The following is a 471-nucleotide window of genomic DNA, read 5'->3' on the forward strand; positions in this document are numbered from 1 at the left end:
GACCCGGAAGCGATAGAGCGGCTTCGGGCAAATATAGCCAAGCGGTGACAAAGCTGACCACAACCGCTCGCCGGGGCGAAAACCGACTGAACAGGTAGAAGACGATCGGAATCCAGGCGAACATGACCAGCGGCACAAGCAGGTTTGGTCCTGCAAAGGGATTGTTAGGAAAAAAGAAGCCCATTTTCGTGTTGTGTGAGTGACAGTTACAGTGCTAAATTCCGTAGCCTTTTGGCTGAAGGCCGCTAGCAAACCGAATTGATCAAAGTTGAATCTGCGATCGCGCTGTGAAGAGCAGACTCAAAGCGATCGGTCGCGTCATCCCAGGAATAGCTGGTCGCCGTGCAATAAGCCGCCTCAGACATTGCCTGCCACTCAGTTTCGGGCAGACTGAGAACTTTGACTAATGATTCTGCCAGCTCTGCGGCATCGCCGATCGGGACAAGATAGCCGTTGAGACCAAGTTTAATC

General features: G+C 52.7%; 2 protein-coding genes. Both read right to left on the minus strand.

Annotated elements, in window-relative coordinates; all coding sequences use genetic code 11:
* Positions 1–184, minus strand: a 184-nt coding sequence (locus tag D7V97_RS46385) for a hypothetical protein (protein WP_233583633.1), incomplete at its 3' end; no start/stop codon positions are given.
* Positions 185–245: 61 nt separating this feature from the next.
* Positions 246–471 (minus strand): glycosyltransferase (locus D7V97_RS45195; protein WP_199729258.1); only part of this gene is annotated, 226 nt, incomplete at its 5' end.

This window comes from Corallococcus sp. CA053C (assembly GCF_003611675.1).
Lineage (GTDB): Bacteria > Myxococcota > Myxococcia > Myxococcales > Myxococcaceae > Corallococcus.